Origin of the sequence: Enterocloster sp. 210928-DFI.2.20, from assembly GCF_020554465.1 — a bacterium.
Taxonomy (GTDB): domain Bacteria; phylum Bacillota; class Clostridia; order Lachnospirales; family Lachnospiraceae; genus Enterocloster; species Enterocloster bolteae.
Window position 1 is genome coordinate 44,679 of record NZ_JAJCHK010000004.1, and the last position, 15,849, is coordinate 60,527.

Genomic DNA, 15,849 nt, shown 5'->3' on the forward strand with positions numbered 1-15,849 from the left:
CTTGCAAGGAGGGACGTTTGCGGGTATATTATAAGAAATAGACAGAGATAAACAATATGGGACACAGGAGAGACAGGTGGAAGGACTGGAGCACAGGGTCAGGGAGACCATGGAACAATATCATATGCTGGAGCCGGGTGACCGGGTTATTGCAGCAGTTTCAGGAGGGGCAGATTCCGTCTGCCTCTTAGCGTTGTTATGCGCATGGAGGGAACCGCGGGGAATCAGTATCAGGGCGCTCCATGTCCATCACGGGCTCAGGGGGGAGGAAGCTGATCGGGATGCGGATTTTGTCAGGTCATTGTGTGAAGGGCTTCATGTCCCCTGTCATATCCTAAAGGTAGATGTGCGCGGCCTGGCGGCTGAAAAGGGCATGTCTGAGGAGGAGGCCGGGCGTTTTCTGCGCTATGAGGCATTGGAGAAGGAGGCCCTGGACTGGGAAGGCGAGGACCGGGCCAGCGGGGCCCGGAGCGGACAGGACGGAGATTGGGCACATGGCGGTTCGGCGGACGGAGGTCCGGCAGATGGAGATTTGGCGGACGGAGGTCCGGCGGATGGAGGTACGGCAGATGGAGATTCGGCAGATGGCGGTTTGGCTGGCAGCAGTCTCAGTCCCGTGAAAATCGCGGTGGCCCACCACAGCGGGGACCAGGTGGAGACGATTCTCCACAATCTGTTCCGGGGAAGCGGTCTTTTTGGAATGAAGGGGATCGTCTACCGGAGAGGCAGGATTATCCGGCCGCTGCTGGACGTGGACCGGGACTGTATCCTTAAGTGGCTGGCGGACCATGATCTGCCCTATGTGCAGGATTCCACCAACGATACCCTTCACTACACGCGCAACAGGATACGCAATCAGCTGCTGCCGGAGATTGAGCAGTATGTAAACAGGGGAGCCGCGGGCAATATACTGCGTCTGGGGCGTCTGGCGGCGCAGGCAGACGAGTACCTGGAAAGCCAGGCGGCTGCCTGGATTAAGGCCCATGTGAGGAAAAACCCAGGGGCATACATTCCGGCCGAGGCGTTTTTGCAGGAGCCGGAGATACTGCGGTCCTATGTGGTGATGTCGCTCCTTAAGGAGCTGGGAGGAGCCTCCAGGGACCTGGGGCTGGTTCATGTGAGCCAGGTCATGGAGCTGGCCGGGCGGGCCGTGGGAAAACAGGTGGATTTGCCCTACGGGCTGTCAGCCATAAGGGAGTACGAGGGAATCTGGATGGGCAGAGGAGACCCGGCGTCAGAGGAAGAATGGGGAGACCTGCCTATTGTGGATATGGAGGTTTTTTCTCGGAAAAAAGGGATGGAATTTCCTAAAAATGTGTATACGAAATGGTTTGACTGTGATAAAATAAAGGGTACGCCCGTGGTGAGAACCAGGCGTCCGGGGGATTTTATCGTCCTGTCGGACAATAACCACAAGGCGCTTAATCGTTTTATGATTGATGAGAAGATACCCAGACAGATGAGGGATAAGATACCCCTTCTGGCAGATGGCAGCCATGTGATGTGGATTATAGGATACCGCATCAGCGAGTATTACAAGATAGGACCGGATACGGTCCGGGTGCTGCAGGCAGAGGCAGGCCAGACTGGAGAGAGAAAAGAATAGGTGAAACGGAGGATAAGGTAATGGCTGACAGAATTCGTGTTTTATTGACGGAAGAGGAAGTCGATAAAAGGATTAACGAAGTAGCGGCAAACATCAGCGAGGATTATGCAGGAAAGCAGGTCCACATGATATGCATATTAAAGGGCGGAGTATTCTTTACCTGCGAACTGGCAAAGAGGATGACGGTTCCGGTGTCCCTGGACTTTATGTCCGTGTCCAGCTACGGCGGCGGCACTGTGTCCAGCGGCGTGGTCAGGATTGTAAAGGACCTGGATGAGTCCCTGGAAGGCAAGGATGTACTGATTGTGGAGGACATTATAGACTCCGGCCGTACGCTGGCATATCTGATTGAGGTGTTGAAGCAGAGAGGTCCAAAGAGCATCCATCTGTGCACACTTCTTGATAAGCCGGAGCGCAGGGTGAAGAAGCAGGTGAAGGTGGACTATACCTGTTTTACGATACCGGATGAATTTGTAGTGGGATATGGACTGGATTATGACCAGAAATACCGTAACCTGCCTTACATCGGAGTAGTAGAATTGGATGCAGAATAAGAAGGTCTAAGGAGGCAATTCGGTGAGACAGCAGCAGACATTTAGAGGATTTATATTCATACTTCTGATGCTGATCTTAATCGCCACCGCGGTGAGATTCCCTTACGCAAGGCAGGCGGATAAGGTCACAAATCAGGATTTTATCAAGATACTGGAGGATGGCCAGGCGGCAGACGTGAGCATCCACCAGAATCCGCAGACTCCCACGGGAGAAGTGGTACTGACCCTTTTGGACGGTCAGGTGAAGCGGCTTTATGTTTCGGATGTTAAGGACGCACAGAAGCTTCTGGAAGCCCATGACATGGCGTATACGACCATGGATGTGCCTCAGGAGAATTATCTGGTGACCATCATCCTTCCCTTCATGCTGTCTATTGTGGTGGTGGTTATCATCATCATGGTCATGAACCGGAGTGCGGGCGGCGGAGGTGCCAATGCCAGGATGATGAACTTTGGCAAGAGCAGGGCCAGGATGAGCCGGGACAGCAAGGTTAATTTTTCCAATGTTGCCGGTCTTGTGGAAGAAAAGGAAGAACTGGAAGAGGTGGTGGATTTCCTTAAGAATCCCCAGAAGTATACCAGCGTGGGAGCCAGGATACCAAAGGGCCTTCTGCTGGTGGGCCCTCCGGGAACCGGTAAGACCCTGCTTGCCAAGGCAGTGGCAGGAGAGGCGGGAGTACCGTTTTTCTCCATATCAGGTTCTGATTTCGTGGAGATGTTTGTGGGTGTGGGCGCTTCCCGCGTCCGTGACCTGTTCGAGGAGGCCAAGAAGAACTCTCCCTGTATCGTGTTTATCGACGAGATTGACGCGGTTGCCCGCCGCAGAGGTACAGGTATGGGCGGCGGCCACGATGAGAGGGAGCAGACACTGAACCAGCTGCTGGTAGAGATGGACGGCTTTGGCGTCAATGAAGGCATTATCGTCATGGCGGCCACGAACCGCGTGGATATCCTGGACCCGGCTATCCTTCGACCGGGCCGTTTTGACAGAAAGGTGGCAGTGGGACGTCCCGATGTGAAGGGGCGCGAGGAAATCCTTAAGGTCCATTCCAAGGAAAAGCCTCTCAGCGAGGATGTGGATCTGCACAGGGTGGCCCAGACCACGTCAGGCTTCACAGGAGCTGACCTGGAAAACCTGATGAATGAGGCAGCCATTATATCCGCCAGGGAAAACCGCAGGTTCATCAAGCAGAGCGATATCGACCGGGCCTTCGTGAAGGTGGGAATCGGTGCTGAGAAGAGAAGCAAGGTAATATCCGAGAAGGATAAGAAGATAACGGCTTACCATGAGGCGGGCCACGCCATCCTGTTCCATGTGCTTCCGGACGTGGGACCGGTGCACACTGTGTCCATCATCCCCACGGGAATCGGGGCAGCCGGTTACACCATGCCCCTGCCTGAAAAGGATGAGATGTTCAATACCAAGGGCCGCATGAAGCAGAATATCATGGTGGATTTAGGCGGCCGGATTGCGGAAGAGCTGATATTTGACGATATCACCACCGGCGCATCCCAGGATATCAAGCAGGCCACCCAGATTGCCAGGGCTATGGTGACCCAGTACGGCATGTCTGAGAAGGTAGGAATGATTCAGTACGGCGGCGATGAGAATGAGGTATTTATCGGACGGGACCTGGCCCATACCAAGTCCTACGGCAATGAGGTTGCTGACACCATTGACAGTGAGGTCAAGCGGATCATTGACGAGTGCTACCAGAAGGCAAAGGATATCATCAAGCAATATGACTATGTCCTCCATGCCTGCGCTGATTTGCTGATTGAGAAAGAGAAAATCAGCCAGTCTGAGTTTGAGGCGCTGTTTACACCGGTGCAGTAGCATAGTATTTCGGTTCTGTTTTGGGCTGAGAATGATGGAAAATAGTATAAAAAAGGGGAGGGAGGCTATAAAGCCCCCTCCCTTGTCTATATTGCTCATAAATACACTGGAAAATATTGCATCTTTGTGCACACTTTTTTTCGTTCCTATGCTATTATAATAGACGTAACCCCCCCAATACATTATATAGTTTTTGCTACACCCCATAAGAAACGAAATACCTTCTCCTGAAAAGCCTGGCTACCCCGCCAGGCTTTTCACTTTGTGAGAAAGCCATGGAAAAGGTGTAATGTTATCAAGATTTTTCTGGTATAATTTTTCTTGTATATTTGAGAAAATTCAGATACAATAAAGGAACAGGATTGTAATTATGAGCAAATTAGGAAAAGGATATAAAACGTGGAAGATAATTTGAAGGGACGTATCAACAGGGATGCCCTTTTTTCCTCTGAGACAGAGGATTACCGCATGCCAATGGAACCGGACGCAGATGACGATGTGCTGCTTCGCATGCGGACAGCTAAGGGCAATGTGGATCATGTATATTATGTGGAGGATAAAGCCGAGGTGGAGATGACCAAGGCCAAGTCCGATGAATTGTTTGATTACTATGAATATGAAATTACAGTAGGCACCGATCAGGTGCTTTATCACTTTAAAGTGGTATCCGAACAGGATGTCTGTCTTTATAACCGGCTGGGACCCACACAGGATGGCCAGCCATGCTTTGATTTCAAGATTACCCCGGGATTCCACACGCCGGAATGGGCAAAGGGTGCGGTCATGTACCAGATTTTTGTGGACCGTTTCTGCAATGGAGATGAGAGCAATGATGTGGAATCATATGAGTATGTCTATATCGGCCGTCCGGTACAGAAGGTTACGGAATGGGACCGGTACCCGGCCGCCATGGATGTGGGGTACTTTTACGGAGGCGACCTGCAGGGAATCTGGGATAAGCTGGACTACATCAAGAAGCTGGGAGTGGAGGCCATCTATCTGAATCCGGTATTTGTATCCCCCTCCAACCATAAATATGACTGTCAGGATTACGAGCACATTGATCCCCACTTTACCAGAATAGAGAAGGACGGGGGAGGTCTGGTCAGGCCTGACGCCACGGATAACAAGGAGGCTGACCGGTACGTGCAGCGCAGCGCAGGCAAGGAGAATCTGGAAGCCAGCGATGCATTTTTTGCCCGGTTTGTGGAGGAAGTCCATAAGCGGGGGATGCGGGTAATTCTGGACGGAGTGTTCAATCACTGCGGCTCCTTTAACAAATGGCTGGACGCAGAGGGAATCTATGAGCATTCCGGCGACTATGAGGCAGGGGCCTATGAGAGCAAAAGCAGCCCCTATCACAGCTTTTTCCAGTTCCATGACGACAGCGACGGGGCCTGGCCTTACAACAGGACCTATGACGGATGGTGGGGACATGACACCCTGCCCAAGTTAAATTACGAGAATTCTGAAAAACTGGTGGAGTATATACTGAACGTGGCCAGGAAGTGGGTATCCCCGCCCTATTCCATTGATGGCTGGCGTCTGGATGTGGCTGCCGACTTGGGACACACGGCAGAATACAATCACGAATTCTGGCGCAGGTTCCGCCAGGCCGTAAAAGAGGCTAATCCGGAAGCGCTGATTCTGGCGGAGCACTACGGGGATCCTGCTTCCTGGCTGGAGGGAGATCAGTGGGATTCTATCATGAATTACGACGCGTTCATGGAACCGGTCACGTGGTTTCTGACCGGCATGGAGAAACACAGCGACAGTTATAACGGGGGCATATGGGGAGATGGTGAGGCTTTTTTTAACGCCATGGGATACCATATGAGCCGTATGCAGACCAACACGGTGATGACGGCCATGAACCAGCTGTCCAACCATGACCATTCCCGTTTCTTAACCAGGACCAACCAGATGGTAGGCCGTATCCAGACAGCTGGTCCGGAAAAAGCAGGACAGAATATAAAGCCCTGTGTGTTCAGGGAGGCAGTGGTGATTCAGATGACCTGGCCGGGAGCCCCCACGCTTTACTACGGCGATGAGGCCGGAGTCTGCGGATGGACGGATCCGGACAGCAGGCGTACCTATCCATGGGGGAAAGAGGATTTAGAGCTTATAGAGTTCCACCGCTATATGACCGGAATCCACCGCAAGATACCGGCGATCAGAAAGGGTGCGGTAAAGCCCCTTCTGGCCGGATACCAGAAGATTGCCTACGGGCGTATGTACGGCAAATATCAGGCCGTGGTGGTCATATCCAACAGCCCGGACAGCCAGACCATGGACATTCCGGTATGGCAGCTGGGCGTTACTGACGACATGGTGTTAGGCAGGCCCATCCTGACCGCTGAGACAGGGTACAATGCAGGGGTCATGCTCTACCGCATAAAGAATGGCATGCTGAAGCTGAACATGCCGCCTTACAGCGCGGCAGTATTCGTTTCTCAGCCGGATGAATTTTATCCGGTGGTGGATTCGCGGTTCGCGGATGATGGGGCGGCTGTGGAGAAGTAGGCAGAAGGATGATGTAAGACTGACAAATGTTGTAAGACAGGGGGATTTTGAATCTGATATTAGGAAAGAGCACCTTTCGGAGGCGGAGAATTGTTCCGCGGGCGGGGAGGTGCTCTTTTTGGGAGCAACCAAGTAAGCGTCATAAAAATAGAGTGCTGTAAAAACATTAGAATTTTCAAATGCTTTTACAACACTCCATTTATAATGCGGGTGGCCGGACTTGAACCGGCACGGTATCGCTACCGAGGGATTTTAAGTCCCTTGTGTCTGCCTATTCCACCACACCCGCATAAGTTACCCGCAGGTACTTTTCAACACGTGCCCCAGCTGAAAACCAGGACCTTTACATGCACTGCACTGATGTCCTTAAGCCATATTTTAGGCACGCTAGTGGGCGAAGGTGGATTCGAACCACCGAAGCTATTAGCAGCAGATTTACAGTCTGTCCCCTTTGGCCACTCGGGAATTCGCCCAGAGTTTGCTTTAATAAGCAGTGATTATAATACCACAGACTTCGGAAAAAATCAAGCATTTTGTGAACATTTATCAGCCATAATTGTCACAGATTTGTGGCTGGTATGGTTGGAAGTATTAGCAGGCGATCATTTTCTTTACAGTAAATAAAAAAAGTTTTTTTGCTGTTGGTTGCTGTCAGATAGAAAAACTTTCTATAAAAGTCTGAAAAGAACTATAAAAATGAATTAATAACATAAAAAGGTAGAAAAATCCATAGAAAAATATGAAGAATAAGAAAAAGGCCCCCCATTGACAGTAAAATATGTCCATGCTAATATGAGCTCATAGATAACGTTTTCTATATAATATTTGAGGGGCCCCAATGAATAAGAAAACAACGATTAAGGATATTGCTAAAAAGGCAAACGTATCAATTGCTACTGTGTCCAGGGTACTGAGGCGTACGGATTACCCTGTCAGCCAGGACGTAAAAAAACGTGTTTTTGACGCTGCGGACGAGCTGGAATACAAGCCCAATTTGTTCGGCAGGATGCTGCGCGGGGATGCCAGCATTGAGATCGGTATTATTGTTCCGTCAATTAATAATCCGTTTTATGCAGCACAAGTGGCAGCGTCAGAGGAGGAATGTTTATCCCGTAATTTCATTCCTATAATCTGTAACTCCAATTCCAATCCAGGATTGGAAAGCTGGTATCTGGAAATGCTGGAGGAAAGGCAGGCAGCAGGTATATTGCTGACAACAATCCAGAATGAGGAGACTTTTGTCAAACGGATTGAACGGCTCAACATGCCTGTCCTTCTGGTGGATCAGGGAATTGAGAATTATACAGGAGACCGTGTGCTGTTTAATTTCTTTAAGGCTGGTTATATGGCGGCAGAGTATCTGATTGAATGCGGACATAAAGACCTAGCATTGGCGTCAGGACCAATTACAAGACATAACAGAAGAGAGATACTGAGGGGCTTTAAGCAGGCGCTGCTGGATTATGATATTGTTTTTAATAAGCGCCGAATTGTGAATTATGATTCCAAATATGATATTTATAATATTGGAGATGATCAGGGAGCCATCCAGATTATAGACAAAATGTTTGAGGAGGAATATCTTCCGGAAAGTATTGTTGCGATTAATGATTCACTGGCAATTAAGATGATAAATGAATTACATAATCGCGGAATCCATGTTCCCAATGATATTTCCATTGTTGGAATGGATGATATTTTTGTCAGTAAGATGGTGACGCCAAGACTCACTACAATTCATGAACCGGCAGAAGAGATGGGTAAACGGTCCGCTAAATATCTTATTGATAAAATTGAGGGTAAGTCCAGGAATATAGTTAATATCACAATGCAGCCCACTTTGGTTGAAAGAAATTCTGTAAGGAAGGTTCATAGTAAAATCAGGAGGTAAGGAGAGATGGCGGTATATATTCTTGACAATTCCGAAGAATTGGGAGAGAAGGCAGCTGAATTAATTGCTCAAAAGTTAAATGAAGCCATAGAAAAAAAAGGGAAGGCAAGAATCATTCTATCCACAGGTGCATCACAGTTTGAGACAATTAAGTATCTGGTTGAGAAGAACGTTGATTGGGAAAAGGTTACTATGTTTCATTTGGATGAATACCTGGAACTGCCGGAAACCCACAAGGCAAGTTTCAGGCGTTATCTGAAAGAGCGTTTTACCAGCAAAGTACCGGTTAAGGTGCATTTTGTAAACACGGAAGGAGATGTGGAGGAGAATCTGAAGGAGCTGACCAGTGAGATTCGTAAAGATATCATAGATATAGGTGTTATAGGTATTGGCGAAAACGGACATATTGCTTTTAATGATCCCCCAGCTGATTTTGAGACGCGGGAAGCATACAGAATCGTGGAATTGGAGGAACGCTGCAGAAAGCAGCAGCTGAATGAGGGCTGGTTCCCAACACTTGATGATGTCCCGTTTAAAGCCGTTTCAATGACTCCTTATCAAATCATGCAGTGTGAGACAATTGTATCCAGTGTACCGGGGGAAAGAAAGGCGGAGGCTGTCAGGAATACATTAAAGTCGGATGAAGTTACTAACATGGTTCCGGCTACCTTACTTAAGACACATAAGGATTGGCATTTGTTCTTGGATAAAGAATCATCATCGCTTATTGACAGTTAGTGTAAAGGGAGGAGAATTAAAATGAGGAAAATGATATCTGTTTTGTTGGCAGGTGTTCTGGCTGTTAATCTAGGTGCGTGTTCTTCGGCAGCGTCAAAGGCATCTAAAGAAGCAGAATCTGCTGCTCCGGCAGGAACCACGGCTCAGGAAAGTGGTGGAAAGCGTACTTTGCGTATAGCAGGCGAGTCGTGGCAGGTCACAAAGCTATTTCTGAATGAAGCAGCTGAAGCATTCATGAAGGACCATCCGGATGTTACGGTTGAGGTACAGACCTATGCGGATCCTACGGTGGTGTCCAATTACAGTATTAACTGGCAAAAAGGAGATACCCCTTGCGATCTGGTGGTTATAGATGGAGCCTCCTTTGCAGAACAGTTTGTTACAAAGGACCTTATATATGACTTTGACCAGGATTTAAAGTTTTTTGATACATATTCCAAAGATAAGTTCATCCCTGCGGCATTAGAGATGGCGAAACTTCACGATAAACAGTATGTAATCCCTGTCATACAGGAAGTGACGGCTATTAATATAAATAAAGCGATGTTTAAAGATGCAGGCCTTGTGGATGAAAACGGGGATGCACTTGTTCCAAAGACATGGGATGATGTATATGAATTTGCTAAGAAACTGACAAAGACGGAGAATGGTGTCGTTACGCAGCAGGGATGTACCATTCAGTGGAGCAAGGATATACATGGAACTGTATTAGGTATTCTTCAGGCATCCTGTGGCGGACTGTATCAGGAGGATGGAATCACGGTTAACTTCCAGTCCCAAGAATTTAAGGATATACTGGCAATCTGGCAGAAAGGGGTTAAGGAGGGGGTGTTCTCCACCGAGACATTTGCCGACTACGATGCAGGTAAGAACAGTTATAAAGCTGGTAAGGTTGCCATGCTTCTTCAGTCAGGTTCCAACTGGGTGGAAGCGATTCCAACGATTGGAGAGGACAATGCATCTGTTGTACCCATCCCAGGGGGAGAAGAGAATGGATCAGTTGGATATGTAAATGGCGTCATCATTCCCAAGTGTTCTCCAAGCTCTGACCTGGCAGTACAGTTTGTTCAGGAACAGCTTTTAGGTGAATATACACAGACCAGTACAGTGAACCAGTATGGTAAAATTCCTGTAATTACAGAGTATTACAATAAGACAGAATCACCTAATTGGCAGAATATTAAGGGATCCATCGAAAAGGCAGTCACCTATCCTCCTTATAAAGATTTAGGAGAATTTGTAATAAAGTGTCAGGAGATCTTCCAAGCCAGCCTCGTGGACGGAACGGATGTGAATACCACAGCTGAGGAGCTTCAAAATATGGTAAATAAGTTGGATAAGTAATTTGCAAAGGTGCTATGCAAATCATGTGTAGCACCTTTCTTGGCAAGGAGGCAGAAAATGAAGAGGACGTGGAACGCAAAGAAACAAAAGGCATTTTGGGGGATACTATTTGTCTTGCCCAGTTTTTTGATTATAGCTGTATTTGTGGCATATCCCCTGTGCTATACAGCGTACCTAAGTATGTCTGAATATGACTTTATGTATGATTTGACTCCCTCTTTTGTAGGAATAAAGAATTATGTGTCACTGTTTTCTGACCCTGATTTCCTTGTATCAATGAAGAATACAGCAGTATTTGCTTCTTTAGATTTCCTGTTGCTGATGGTATTGTCACTGATTATAGCATTGCTTATTTTCTTCTGTAAAAAGGGAACAGGTATTTTCAGGACAGCAGTATTCACTCCTATTGTAGTCCCTGCATCGCTGGCATGTATCATATTTGGCTGGCTGTTCAGTGAAAATTTCGGATACATCAATTATTTTCTGGTAAAAATTGGACTTCCGCAGTTTACCCGTGCCTGGCTGACCTCCAGGAATACGGCCATGGGAACCACTATTGCGGCCAATCTATGGTACAATATAGGATTTATAACCATTCTGTTTTTAGCCGGGCTTCAATCTATATCTGCAGATATTCTGGAGGCGGCGGTAGTTGACGGCGCAACAGGAATAAAGAAGATTTTTTATATTGTTCTGCCAAATTTAAGGGAAAGCTTTGTCATTACTGGTATATGGGGAATCGTCACCGCTTTGAAGGTCTTTGTGGAACCCATGGTTATGACCGGAGGAGGTCCGGGCAACGCCACCAGGACATTGTATATGTATATATATAACACCGCATTTAAATATTTTGATATGGGTTATGCGTCAGCCATGGCTTTTGTACTCAGTGGATTGATTCTCCTGTTTTCACTGATTAATTTGATGGTTTCGAAAGGAGAAAATGAATGAAGGTAATGAAAAATATCCCCAGATTGATTATGCTCGCAGTGCTGACCCTGATTGCAGTGGTTTTTGTTATTCCTATTTTTTATAGTGTATTTAATTCTTTTAAAAGCCAGAAAGAAATTTTATCTACAACCATGACATTTTTCCCCAACAGTCCATCCCTGGAAAATTATTTATATGTGTTCCAGCATGGCTCACAGTATTTGGGGTATTACGTAAATAGCTTGAAGATTACATTTATTGGGGTAATATTAACCGTTATTCTGAGTGCAATGAGCGGATATGCCTTTGCAAGGCTTCCTTTTAAAGGGAGCGGCGCAGTGATGGCATTTATTCTATTCGTCATAACCTTTCCTTTGGCAGCACTTTTGATTCCAATTTATATTATGGAATATAATGTTGGACTTTTAAACACAACTATGGGTTTAGTATTTCCAAATGTAATGAATGTGCTTCCGTTTTCGATTTTTATTATGCGTGGAATTTTTCTGGGGCTTCCTATTGAATTAGAGGAGGCGGCAAGAATGGATGGATGCAGCGTATTCAGGACGTGGAAAGATGTTATGGCGCCTTTGGCTAAGAATGGGATGATAATTGTGCTGGTATTTTCTTTTTATAATATATGGGGGGAATATACCATGGGAAAGACACTGGCTACTCAGGACAGCGCCATGCCCATTGCGGTAGCTTTGACGCTGTTAAAGGGTGACAGCTGGAATTTTGGAGTACTGGGTGCGGTCATAACAATGACAATCATACCTCCGGTAATTATATTTATTATATTCCAGAGACAACTGGTGGACGGCATTGCCATGGGGGCTGTAAAGGGATGATTGTAAGAGTTCAAGGCCGCAGCCACCCAAACCCAGGCAGATTCCGCATCACCCCAAACACAAGCAGCACCCCAATCATTACATAGAAAACACAGGCCTGAACCCGTGTAAGGTGTGTGCTTCCGGTCCTTACATACCGCACAGCCATCCATCCAGCCATGAACAGTCCCGGGGGCAGCAGAAGAAAGATGGCTGCATTTGCCTGAAAGGCAGATGCAAAATCCAGACGGAGAAGGGACAGGCACATCCGGCTTACGCCGCAGCCCGGACAGTACAGCCCGGTAACCGTATGAAACAGGCAGGGAATCAGGGGACGTCCCGCCAGAATACAGATAAATGCATAAAACAGGCCGGCTCCCAGGAGCCCGCCTGTTTTTATGCATAGTGTCCGAATACGTTTATGCATTAGGGAGATACTTGTTCAGCTCATTCTGAAGCAGGGCGTAAGCCACGATGCCCAGTCCGAACAGGCTGAGAAGCAGATAGACCACCGGTGCGCTTCCCCTTGGCTCTCCGTGCTGGTCATGGAGCATCTCAACGGCATTGCCCATCTGGTACATCCAGTACAGGGCATAAATCCCGCATGTAATCAGTGAGAACAGGAAAACCAGTCCTCCGCTTGTACCCTGCCTGCCGGAGAGCGCGTTGGTTTCGTCGTTCAGTACGATCATCCAATAGATGCCGTAAATTCCGCAGGTAACCAGGCTCAGCAGGATACATACTACGATGTTGCGCTGTTTCATACGTATATCCTCCTTGGTATGTTCATGCAATACAGCATAGATTCTATCATAGACATAACTGTTTATCAACAAAAAGCGTTACAATGTTCATCTTTTTGTCCTCTTTTTACTTCCTTTTTACACAGATTATGTCCTGGGCTCAGGGGAAATTGCTGGCATAGTACTGGCACATTGCTGGCAAAAACTCATTTTTATGGACGAATGGGGCCGGATATGATATACTGACTAAGATAGGCGTATTCTGATTTTCGGATACGAATGGAGGCAGACTATGAGAGATAAAGGAAGGACGCGGGGGATTTTTAAGGTCTACCTGCAGTGGCCGCTCTTTTTGTCGGTCCTTTTAATCGTACTGACTGCTGTTGTGGCAGCGGTATCTGTTAAAGCCGGCATTATAGTATCGGTCTTTACCATTGTCTATATAGGGATTGCCCTGTGGCTGTATTTTTCAAGAAAAAGAGGCATACTGGCCGGGCTCATCGCGTTTTCGTCCGCTTATGACCAGAGCAGGCAGAACCTGCTGGAAGAGATGCTGATGCCCTATGCGGTGACAGACGGATCCGGACATCTGTTGTGGATGAACCGGGAGTTTACGGCAATCCTGGAAGAAGACAAGAATTCATATAAGAACATTACAGCCGTGTTTCCTGAGATTACAAAGGAAATGCTGGCTACCGGCGGGGAGGTTGTGAGTATTCACAGCAGCCTGGGAGACAGGAAGTTCCGGATTGACTTAAAACAGGTTATGGTTGACAGTCTTGACGCGGCAGTGACCGCAGGGGGGCTGGAAGGCCAGGGCTCATCTGTTACGGCTGTCTATCTGCTGGACGAGACCCAGACCCTTAAGTACATGCAGCAGATTAACGACCAGAAGCTGGTGGCGGGCCTGATTTACCTGGATAACTATGACGAGGCCCTGGAAAGCGTGGAGGAGGTCCGGCGCTCCCTTTTGACCGCCCTCATAGACCGTAAGATAAGCAAATATATCTCCGGCATGAACGGTATTGTAAAAAAGATTGAGAAGGACAAATATTTCTTCGCCATCAAGCAGCAGTACATGGCCAGGATACAGGAAGAACGTTTTTCCATCCTGGAGGATGTAAAGACAGTGAACATAGGCAACGACATGGCAGTGACCTTAAGTATCGGTATCGGTATGAACGGTGACAGCTACAGCCAGAATTATGAATATGCCAGGACGTCCATTGACATGGCCCTGGGACGGGGCGGCGACCAGGCAGTGGTCAAGGATTCTGATAAGATTCAGTATTATGGCGGCAAGGCCCAGCAGATGGAGAAGACAACCAGGGTTAAGGCCAGGGTAAAGGCCCATGCCCTCAGGGAGCTGATGGAGAACAAGGACCGGCTCCTTATTATGGGACACCGTCTGGCAGACATTGATTCCTTTGGCGCGGCAGTGGGCATATACCGTATTGCCATGTCCATGAACAAGAAGGCCAATATCGTGGTCAACGAGGTGACTTCTTCGGTGCGTCCTATGATGGAGCGCTTTACGGGAAATGCTGAATATCCTGAGGATATGCTGCTCACGGGTCCGAAAGCGGCCGAGCTGGTGGACCAGGGGACCATGCTGGTTATCGTGGATGTGAACCGGCCCAGCATTACGGATGAACCGGCTCTTTTGGAGATGGTGAAGACGGTTGTGGTTTTAGACCATCACAGGACCAGCAGCGAAATCATAGATAACGCAGTGCTTTCCTATGTGGAGCCGTATGCCTCGTCTACCTGTGAGATGGTGGCGGAGGTATTGCAGTATATTGCAGATGGTATTAAAATCAAATCTGCTGAGGCGGATGCCATGTATGCCGGTATTGTCATCGACACCCAGAACTTTACCAATCAGACGGGTGTCAGGACATTTGAGGCAGCGGCATTTTTAAGAAGAAGCGGAGCTGATATCACCAGAGTGCGTAAGCTTTTCAGGGAGAACATGAAGGACTACCAGGCAAAGGCGGACGCGGTCAGGAAGGCGGAGGTGTTTATGGATGCCTTTGCCATCAGTGAGTGCTCGGCCGAAGGGCTGGAGAGTCCCACCATCATCGGTGCCCAGGCGGCCAACGAGCTTCTGGAAATCCGCGGCATGAAGGCTTCAGTGGTGCTTACGGATTATAACGGAACCATTTATTTCAGCGCCAGATCCATTGACGAGGTTAATGTCCAGGTCATGATGGAGAAGCTGGGAGGCGGCGGACACCGTACCATAGCAGGCGCCCAGATGCAGGGTGTAACCGTGGAAGAGGCAAAGGAACGGTTAAAAGACGTCATCCGCCAGATGATGGAGGAAGGCGAGGTATCCTGATAAGGGATGCATATAGACACAGAATCAGAAAGGAAGTATGAGACATGCAGGTAGTATTACTGGAAGATGTGAAGGCATTAGGAAAAAAAGGTCAGATTGTGAATGTAAATGACGGCTATGCCAGAAATTTTATTCTGCCCAAGAAGCTTGGGGTGGAAGCCAATTCCAAGAATCTGAATGATTTAAAGCTTAAGAAGGCCAATGACGACAGGATTGCGGCAGAGCAGCTGGCGGCAGCAAAGGAGCTGGGAGCTAAGCTGGATGATTCCTCCGTGACTCTGACCATCAAGGCGGGAGAGGGCGGCAGAGCTTTCGGCTCCGTGTCCTCCAAGGAAATCGCCAAGGCCATTGGGGACCAGCTGGGAATTGATATTGACAAGAAAAAGATTATGCTGAGCGATCCCATCAAGTCCATTGGCAGCTTCGAGGTGCCTGTTAAGCTCCATAAGGATGTGACTGCCAGACTGGCTGTCAAGGTAGTGGAAGCATAAAATCATAGCGCAGACACAGGA

At 48.1% G+C, this 15,849-nt stretch carries 13 protein-coding genes and 2 tRNA genes; 11 read left to right on the forward strand and 4 right to left on the reverse strand.

Features of this window, described 5'->3' with window-relative positions:
• Positions 1-76: 76 nt before the first annotated feature.
• The 4 genes from tilS (at position 77) to LI015_RS05895 (ending at position 6,520) form a co-directional block, all read left to right on the forward strand.
• Entirely contained in the window at positions 77-1,606 is a 1,530-nt protein-coding gene (gene tilS / locus LI015_RS05880) for a tRNA lysidine(34) synthetase TilS (protein WP_227124303.1), read from the forward strand.
• A 20-nt stretch (positions 1,607-1,626) separates the two neighbouring features.
• Positions 1,627-2,160: a hypoxanthine phosphoribosyltransferase gene (gene hpt / locus LI015_RS05885; RefSeq protein WP_227124304.1), complete on the forward strand. Its 534-nt coding sequence runs from the start codon at positions 1,627-1,629 to the stop codon at positions 2,158-2,160.
• Between the two features lie 22 nt (positions 2,161-2,182).
• The gene (ftsH, locus tag LI015_RS05890) at positions 2,183-3,997 is read left to right on the forward strand and encodes an ATP-dependent zinc metalloprotease FtsH (protein ID WP_002566393.1); all 1,815 of its coding nucleotides are present in this window, start codon (positions 2,183-2,185) and stop codon (positions 3,995-3,997) included.
• A 399-nt stretch (positions 3,998-4,396) separates the two neighbouring features.
• A complete protein-coding gene (locus LI015_RS05895) occupies positions 4,397-6,520 on the forward strand; it encodes a glycoside hydrolase family 13 protein (protein ID WP_002566392.1) in 2,124 nt (707 codons plus the stop codon).
• A 205-nt stretch (positions 6,521-6,725) separates the two neighbouring features.
• Here the strand turns inward: LI015_RS05895 and LI015_RS05900 are convergent.
• Together LI015_RS05900 and LI015_RS05905 are read right to left on the reverse strand one after the other, a co-directional pair.
• Positions 6,726-6,809: transfer RNA gene (locus LI015_RS05900), tRNA-Leu, on the reverse strand.
• Positions 6,810-6,911: 102 nt separating this feature from the next.
• Positions 6,912-6,993, reverse strand: a tRNA-Tyr gene (locus LI015_RS05905).
• A gap of 365 nt (positions 6,994-7,358) precedes the next feature.
• Between LI015_RS05905 and LI015_RS05910 the strand changes: the two genes are divergently transcribed.
• The 5 genes from LI015_RS05910 (at position 7,359) to LI015_RS05930 (ending at position 12,274) form a co-directional block, all read left to right on the forward strand.
• Positions 7,359-8,411 carry a LacI family DNA-binding transcriptional regulator gene (locus LI015_RS05910; protein ID WP_002566391.1) on the forward strand — a complete coding sequence of 351 codons (1,053 nt, stop codon included), beginning with the start codon at positions 7,359-7,361 and terminating at the stop codon, positions 8,409-8,411.
• A 6-nt stretch (positions 8,412-8,417) separates the two neighbouring features.
• Positions 8,418-9,149, forward strand: coding sequence for a 6-phosphogluconolactonase (locus LI015_RS05915; protein WP_002566390.1), 732 nt, complete (start codon positions 8,418-8,420; stop codon positions 9,147-9,149).
• A 21-nt stretch (positions 9,150-9,170) separates the two neighbouring features.
• Positions 9,171-10,493: an ABC transporter substrate-binding protein gene (locus LI015_RS05920; RefSeq protein WP_002566389.1), complete on the forward strand. Its 1,323-nt coding sequence runs from the start codon at positions 9,171-9,173 to the stop codon at positions 10,491-10,493.
• A gap of 57 nt (positions 10,494-10,550) precedes the next feature.
• Positions 10,551-11,444, forward strand: coding sequence for a carbohydrate ABC transporter permease (locus LI015_RS05925; protein WP_002566388.1), 894 nt, complete (start codon positions 10,551-10,553; stop codon positions 11,442-11,444).
• Between the two features lie 131 nt (positions 11,445-11,575).
• On the forward strand, positions 11,576-12,274 hold the full coding sequence (locus LI015_RS05930; protein ID WP_412413407.1) for a carbohydrate ABC transporter permease: 699 nt from the start codon (positions 11,576-11,578) through the stop codon (positions 12,272-12,274).
• A 10-nt stretch (positions 12,275-12,284) separates the two neighbouring features.
• Here LI015_RS05930 and LI015_RS05935 read toward each other — a convergent pair whose 3' ends face one another.
• The gene (locus LI015_RS05935) at positions 12,285-12,680 is read right to left on the reverse strand and encodes a DUF2752 domain-containing protein (RefSeq protein ID WP_227124305.1); all 396 of its coding nucleotides are present in this window, start codon (positions 12,678-12,680) and stop codon (positions 12,285-12,287) included.
• A complete protein-coding gene (locus LI015_RS05940) occupies positions 12,673-13,017 on the reverse strand; it encodes a DUF4234 domain-containing protein (protein WP_002566385.1) in 345 nt (114 codons plus the stop codon). The genes LI015_RS05935 and LI015_RS05940 overlap by 8 nt, the downstream gene beginning before the upstream one ends.
• A gap of 271 nt (positions 13,018-13,288) precedes the next feature.
• On the opposite strand from LI015_RS05940, the gene LI015_RS05945 reads away from it, so the two are divergent.
• Positions 13,289-15,337: a DHH family phosphoesterase gene (locus LI015_RS05945; protein WP_002566384.1), complete on the forward strand. Its 2,049-nt coding sequence runs from the start codon at positions 13,289-13,291 to the stop codon at positions 15,335-15,337.
• A 44-nt stretch (positions 15,338-15,381) separates the two neighbouring features.
• Entirely contained in the window at positions 15,382-15,828 is a 447-nt protein-coding gene (gene rplI, locus LI015_RS05950) for a 50S ribosomal protein L9 (protein ID WP_002566383.1), read from the forward strand.
• Positions 15,829-15,849 lie beyond the last annotated feature (21 nt).

Bases quoted from the DNA above. Each gene is read 5' to 3' on its own strand.
- hpt (WP_227124304.1), top strand. From the start codon at position 1,627: ATGGCTGACAGAATTCGTGTTTTATTGACGGAAGAGGAAGTCGATAAA.
- LI015_RS05910 (WP_002566391.1), top strand. From the start codon at position 7,359: ATGAATAAGAAAACAACGATTAAGGATATTGCTAAAAAGGCAAACGTA.
- LI015_RS05915 (WP_002566390.1), top strand. From the start codon at position 8,418: ATGGCGGTATATATTCTTGACAATTCCGAAGAATTGGGAGAGAAGGCA.
- LI015_RS05920 (WP_002566389.1), top strand. From the start codon at position 9,171: ATGAGGAAAATGATATCTGTTTTGTTGGCAGGTGTTCTGGCTGTTAAT.
- LI015_RS05925 (WP_002566388.1), top strand. From the start codon at position 10,551: ATGAAGAGGACGTGGAACGCAAAGAAACAAAAGGCATTTTGGGGGATA.
- LI015_RS05930 (WP_412413407.1), top strand. From the start codon at position 11,576: ATGACATTTTTCCCCAACAGTCCATCCCTGGAAAATTATTTATATGTG.
- LI015_RS05935 (WP_227124305.1), bottom strand. From the start codon at position 12,680: ATGCATAAACGTATTCGGACACTATGCATAAAAACAGGCGGGCTCCTG.
- LI015_RS05940 (WP_002566385.1), bottom strand. From the start codon at position 13,017: ATGAAACAGCGCAACATCGTAGTATGTATCCTGCTGAGCCTGGTTACC.
- LI015_RS05945 (WP_002566384.1), top strand. From the start codon at position 13,289: ATGAGAGATAAAGGAAGGACGCGGGGGATTTTTAAGGTCTACCTGCAG.
- rplI (WP_002566383.1), top strand. From the start codon at position 15,382: ATGCAGGTAGTATTACTGGAAGATGTGAAGGCATTAGGAAAAAAAGGT.